The organism is Streptomyces sp. CRN 30, from assembly GCF_034105845.1.
Map to the genome: position 1 here is coordinate 1 of NZ_JAVRHI010000211.1, position 5525 is coordinate 5525.

Below are 5525 nucleotides of genomic sequence, written 5' to 3' on the forward strand. Positions count from 1 at the left end.
GCGACAAGCCCGGGAGGCACGATTCATGAGTGAGCGAGCTCTTCGCGGCACGCGCCTCGTGGTGACCAGCTACGAGACGGACCGCGGCATCGACCTGGCCCCGCGCCAGGCCGTGGAGTACGCATGCGAGAAGGGGCACCGGTTCGAGATGCCCTTCTCGGTCGAGGCGGAGATTCCGCCGGAGTGGGAGTGCAAGGTCTGCGGGGCCCAGGCACTCCTGGTGGACGGCGACGGCCCAGAGGAGAAGAAGGCCAAGCCCGCGCGTACGCACTGGGACATGCTGATGGAGCGGCGCACCCGCGAGGAGCTCGAAGAGGTCCTCGAGGAGCGGCTGGCCGTTCTGCGATCCGGCGCGATGAATATCGCGGTGCATCCGCGGGACAGTCGCAAGAGTGCGTAGTCCCTGCGGGGCTTTGTGATGGTCGAGGGCGCCGTACCTTTCCGGGTACGGCGCCCTCGGTCGTGTCCTGTCGGTCGTGTTCTGTCGGTCGTGTTCGGGGCTGCTCGGCCTTACGGCCTTGTCCTCGAACGCCGGACGGGCTGAATGGTGCCGACCGACCGGGTCGGATCCAGCTGAACGGGTCAGCGGGTCAGTGGGGGCCTGGGGCTCTGGGGCGGGCCGTCGGGGGTGTCGTCGTGTATGACCTCGCCCTGGACCACCTTGCCGTCGGGGCGGTGCATGCGGGCCTGACGGAAGGCGTCGCCCAGGGTGCCGGGGCCGGCCTCGCGCAGGCGGCGTTCCACCGAGCGCTCGGCGGAGCGGCTGACGGCCTTCTGGACCGGGGGCAGGAGGAGGAGCAGGCCCACGACGTCCGAGAGCAGGCCGGGGATCATCACCAGCAGGCCGCCCAGCATCATCAGCCCGTTGCCCTCGCTGTTCGGACGGGCGGCGGGCTCCGTGCCGTTCTGCTGCCTGCGCACCGTCTCCTGGAGGTTGCGGAAGGCGCGGCGCCCGGCCCGCTTGATGATCACGGAGCCGAGGACCACGCCGGCCAGCAGGACCAGGAAGACCACGAAGCCGTTGGACGCGCCGGCGACCAGGGTCAGCAGCCAGATCTCCAGCACCAGCCACGCGGCGACGCCCAGCGGCAGGTACGTCCGCAGGCGTGAGCGGCGGGTGCGGGAGGGCGGCCTGGGGGTCTGAGCACCGGTCGTCATGTCTCCAGTGTGCCTGGGCCCGGCTCAGTGCGGGATAAGGGCCCGGTCAGGAGGTTCCGGGCTGCCGCTGCGAGGTGCGGCCGGGCTTGTCGCGGTCCTTGATGCGGCCGACGCGCTCCCCGACGCCCCAGGCGGTGACCCGCCAGAGGGCCTCCACGAAGATGTCGCGGCTCATCTTGGAGTCGCCCAGCTCGCGCTCGACGAAGGTGATCGGCACCTCGACCACGTGGTAGCCGGCCTTCACCGCGCGGCGGGCCAGGTCGACCTGGAAGCAGTAGCCCTGCGACGCCACGTCGGTCAGGCCGAGGCCCTCCAGGGTCTCCCGCCGGAAGGCGCGGTAGCCGCCCGTGATGTCGCGCAGCGGCAGGTCGAGGGCGAGCCGCGAGTAGAGACTGCCGCCGCGGGAGATGACCTCGCGGGACTTGGGCCAGTTCACCACCCGGCCGCCGGGGACCCAGCGCGAGCCGAGGACCAGGTCGGCGCTCTTCAGCGCGGTCAGCAACCGCGGCAGTTCCTCGGGCTGGTGGGAGCCGTCGGCGTCCATTTCGACCAGGACGCCGTAGTCGTGCTCCAGGCCCCAGCGGAAGCCCGCGAGGTAGGCGGCGCCGAGCCCTTCCTTGCCCTTGCGGTGCAGGACCCGGACGTGGTCGTCGGCGGCGGCCAGCTCGTCGGCGAGCTTGCCGGTGCCGTCGGGGCTGTTGTCGTCGGCCACCAGGACGTGGGCGTCGGGGACCGCGGCACGCACGCGCCCGACGATCGCCTTGATGTTCTCCGCCTCGTTGTAGGTCGGAATGATCACCAGGGGCGTGCCGAGCGGGCCGAACCTTCTCGCCTGGTCCGATGCCCCTCGCGTCCCGTCGCCGTCGCTCACTGCTGCCCCTTCATGTCCGTACGCAGGGCACCACCATAGTGGCCGGGGCCTGCGATGACATGACAGGACGTCCGTCCGGCGGTGTCGTTTCCCCGGGAGCGGGGTAGCAATGGGTCTTTATGGGACGCCGCGTGGACCGTCCGGCGGTTCCCGGCTGCGGATGGGGGCCCGGCGCCCTTCGGGCCGACCTGGGACCCGCTGGCTGCGGATCGACCTGAAGCCGTTGTCTACTGAGCCCCCGGGCCCCACCCGGGTCACACCTCCCGACCGGCCGGAACGTTCCCTCGCCGTGGCGCTGGCGCTGAGCCTGGCTCTCAGTGGCGGTGCCCCGGTGCGGCACACCGTCCCTGACCCAGCGGCGCCGCGGCGTGTCGCGACAGTTCCCCGGTCGGGCGTCCGGTGGTGGACTCCGCCGAACCTACCCGCCCCGCGCCGCCGCCTGTCAACAGCCGTTTGACCTGCGGTGTTCGGATCAATGCCCTGGTCAGCGACGAGGCGGGCCGGGCGGTGCGACACAGGGACGGAGGAAAGATCGTCGCCCCGTCGGACGTGGGGATCACTCGCCCGGCCGTACGAAGACCGTCCGTCCGCCGACGACGGTGCGCAGGCAGACCGGCAGGTCGCGGCCCGGGGCGAGGTCGGGCAGGCCGGGGGTGCCGGAGCGCGGGTCGGTCGACCAGCGGGCGACCCGGTCGTCGGGGGCCTGGACCACCAGGTCGCCGGTGTGCCACACGGCGTAGTCGGCGGGCGCGCCCGGCACCAGGACGCCCGCGTCGTCCCGGCCGACCGCCCGCCAGCCGCCCCGCGTGTGCGCCGTGAACGCGGCGCGCACCGAGACGCGGTGCTCCGGCGTGCGGTGGAAGGCGGCGGCCCGGACGGTGCCCCAGGGGTCGAGGGGGGTGACCGGGCTGTCGGAGCCGAAGGCGAGCGGGACGCCGGCCCGCAGCAGGGCCGCGAAGGGGTTGAGGGTGCGGGCCCGGTCGGCGCCCAGGCGGCGGGCGTACATGCCGTCCTCGCCGCCCCACAGGGCGTCGAAGGCCGGCTGCACGGAGGCGGTCAGGCCCAGTTCGGCGAAGGCGGCGACGGTCTCGGGGGTGAGCATCTCGGCGTGTTCGACGCGGTGGCGGGCGGCGCGGACACGGGCGAGGCCGAGCTTCTCGGCGGCGGCGCGCACGCCCTCGACGACCGCGGTGACGGCGGCGTCGCCGATGGCGTGGAAACCCGCCTGGAGTCCGGCCTCGGTGCAGGCCACGACGTGCGAGGCGACCGCGGCGGCGTCGAGGTGGGCGACCCCGGTGCCGCCGGCGCCGTCCGCGTCGGCGTAGGGGCTGTGCAGGCAGGCGGTGTGCGAGCCGAGGGAGCCGTCCACGAAGAGGTCGCCGGCGGCACCGACCGCGCCCAGCTCCCGGGCCTTGTCGACGTCCTGTTCGGCCCAGTAGCCGATCACCCGGGGGCCGTCCTCCTCGGCCGCCAGGCGCAGCAGGCCGGTCAGGTCGTCCTCGGAGGAGATGTCGGGGCCTGCGCATTCGTGAACGGTTCCGATGCCGAGCGAGGCGGCGCGGGCGAGGGCCGCGCGCTGGGCCGCGGCGCGTTGGCCGGCGGTGACGGCGCCGAGAGCGGTGGCGCGCACCGCGTGGTGGGCGTCGCCGGTGAGGGCGTCGTCCGCGCGGCCGTCCGCGCCCGGTGCCAGGTCGAGCAGGGCGGTGCTGACGACCGCCGAGTGGACGTCGATGCGGCTGAGATAGAGGGGACGGCCGCCGGTGGCCTCGTCGAGTTCGGCGCGGGTCGGCGGGCGGCCCTCCGGCCAGGCGGAGGCGTCCCAGCCGTGGCCGAGCAGGACCCGGTCGGCGGGCCGGGCGGCGGCGAACTCCCGCACCCGGGCCAGGGCGGCGGGCAGGGAGGGCGCGTCGGACAGGTCGAGGCCGGTGAGGGCGAGACCGGTGGCGGTGGTGTGCACATGTGCGTCGGTGAACGCCGGGGTGACCAGAGCGCCGTCGAGGTCGATCACCTCGTCCACGCCGTCCGCGAAGGCGTCGGCCGCGCCCTCGGAGCCGACCCAGGCGACCTGGCCGCGTTCGACGACCATGGCCGTCGCGAAGGGGTCGGCGGGACTGTGGACCTCGCCGCGGCGCAGCAGGACGGTCTCGGTCGGGGCGTGGGACTCACTCATGGGCACCAGTCTCGCCCCTCGCCCCGGGGGCCCCGCACGCGGCCGGTCGTATCCGTGTCGTATCCGTGTCGGGTCCGCGTCGGGTCCGCGGCGGATTCGCGGCGGATTCGCGTCAGGGCCGCGTCAGATCCGCGGCGGGCGGGCCTCGTAGGGGGTGGAGAGCACCACCGTCGTGCGGGTCGACACGCCGGCCAGGGAGCGTAGCCGGGCGAGGAGTTCCTCCAGCTCGTGCGGGGTGGCGACGCGCACCTTGAGGATGTAGTTCTCGTCGCCGGCGACGCTGTGGCACGCCTCGATCTCGGGGACGCCCGCCAGGCGGTCCGCGATGTCGTCGGGGGCGCTGGGGTCGAAGGGTTTGACCGAGATGAAGGCGGTCATCGGCAGCCCGACGGCCTCCGGGTCGACGACCGCGGCGTACCCGCGGATGACGCCGCGCTGTTCCAGCCGGCGCACGCGCTGGTGCACGGCCGACGTGGACAGGCCCGTGGCCTTGCCCAGGTCGGTGTAGCTCATCCGCCCGTCCTTGACGAGCAGCTGCACGATCTGTCGGTCCAGCTCCTCCATGGCGCAAGAACCTACAGTGCGCTTGACCTCCAGGCACACCTGAGCAGCACGGACCCCTTCCGGTAACCGTGGCGACAGGGCACCTGCGAACGGCATGTGACGAACGCCACACCCCTCGAACGCTCTCCGTGATGTTCCCGTGATTACCGGCAGTGGGTGACGGGAAGTGCTTGCTGTGGTCGAGGCCGCAGTGCCTTCACGGCCCAGCCCGAGGGGGAGAATCCCATGCAGAGTCTTCAGCGCCCTGGTCGTACCGCGCCCAAGCGGCAGCAGCCGGTGGTCGAGCCCGCGCCGGAGGGTGTCGAACCCGACGCCTTCGACGACGACGAGCTCGACGCCTACGACACCTTCGAGATGTACCGGGTGATCTGCCCGGACTGCGCGCAGCCCATCGCCCTGCTGGCGGACGAGGAGGTCCTCCCGGAGCACGCGCTGTGCGCCTCGCCGTGGAACCCGTTCGGGCTCACGGTCTGCGCCGGCACCGGTCGCCGGGCGGGTGACGCCCGCCCCGCGGACGAGTCGCTGCGGCCGCAGGAGCAGGACACCGCCCTGCTGCTGACGCTCCCCCAGGGTCTGGACTGGCGGATGCAGCCGTTCTCGCACGTCGGTGGTCCGGGCTCGCGCCCGATGCGGGTACCGACGATGCGGCGCCAGGCCGCCGCCTGATCCCACGCACCACGGGCGCCGGGCGCCCACCCCCGCCACACCCACTCCGCACCGCGCACGCCCCCGCGCCCGCGCGGTGCGGAGCGCTGCCCGCCC

Annotated in this window: 6 protein-coding genes; 2 read left to right on the forward strand and 4 right to left on the reverse strand. The window is 73.6% G+C overall.

The features are described from left to right. Nucleotides 1-25 precede the first annotated feature (25 nt). Nucleotides 26-400, forward strand: coding sequence for an RNA polymerase-binding protein RbpA (locus UW392_RS22590; protein ID WP_003977404.1), 375 nt, complete (start codon nucleotides 26-28; stop codon nucleotides 398-400). Nucleotides 401-582: 182 nt separating this feature from the next. On the opposite strand, the gene fxsA is transcribed toward UW392_RS22590, so the two are convergent. From fxsA to UW392_RS22610, 4 genes are all read right to left on the reverse strand, one after another. Further along, nucleotides 583-1158, reverse strand: a complete 576-nt coding sequence (gene fxsA / locus UW392_RS22595; protein WP_320776901.1) for an FxsA family membrane protein — start codon at nucleotides 1156-1158, stop codon at nucleotides 583-585. Nucleotides 1159-1204: 46 nt separating this feature from the next. Beyond that, nucleotides 1205-2029, reverse strand: coding sequence for a polyprenol monophosphomannose synthase (locus UW392_RS22600; protein ID WP_320776902.1), 825 nt, complete (start codon nucleotides 2027-2029; stop codon nucleotides 1205-1207). 556 nt (nucleotides 2030-2585) lie between these two features. Beyond that, on the reverse strand, nucleotides 2586-4199 hold the full coding sequence (locus UW392_RS22605) for an amidohydrolase (protein WP_320776903.1): 1614 nt from the start codon (nucleotides 4197-4199) through the stop codon (nucleotides 2586-2588). A 123-nt stretch (nucleotides 4200-4322) separates the two neighbouring features. Beyond that, nucleotides 4323-4763, reverse strand: a complete 441-nt coding sequence (locus tag UW392_RS22610) for an Lrp/AsnC family transcriptional regulator (protein WP_004002750.1) — start codon at nucleotides 4761-4763, stop codon at nucleotides 4323-4325. A gap of 225 nt (nucleotides 4764-4988) precedes the next feature. Between UW392_RS22610 and UW392_RS22615 the strand changes: the two genes are divergently transcribed. Continuing rightward, nucleotides 4989-5429 (forward strand): hypothetical protein, encoded by a 441-nt coding sequence (locus tag UW392_RS22615; protein WP_320776904.1) that lies wholly within the window; start codon nucleotides 4989-4991, stop codon nucleotides 5427-5429. Nucleotides 5430-5525: the final 96 nt, after the last annotated feature.

What these genes read in the sequence shown, in the direction of transcription:
- UW392_RS22590 (WP_003977404.1), top strand. Translation starts at nt 26, where the DNA reads ATGAGTGAGCGAGCTCTTCGCGGCACGCGCCTCGTGGTGACCAGCTAC.
- fxsA (WP_320776901.1), bottom strand. Translation starts at nt 1,158, where the DNA reads ATGACGACCGGTGCTCAGACCCCCAGGCCGCCCTCCCGCACCCGCCGC.
- UW392_RS22605 (WP_320776903.1), bottom strand. Translation starts at nt 4,199, where the DNA reads ATGAGTGAGTCCCACGCCCCGACCGAGACCGTCCTGCTGCGCCGCGGC.
- UW392_RS22610 (WP_004002750.1), bottom strand. Translation starts at nt 4,763, where the DNA reads ATGGAGGAGCTGGACCGACAGATCGTGCAGCTGCTCGTCAAGGACGGG.
- UW392_RS22615 (WP_320776904.1), top strand. Translation starts at nt 4,989, where the DNA reads ATGCAGAGTCTTCAGCGCCCTGGTCGTACCGCGCCCAAGCGGCAGCAG.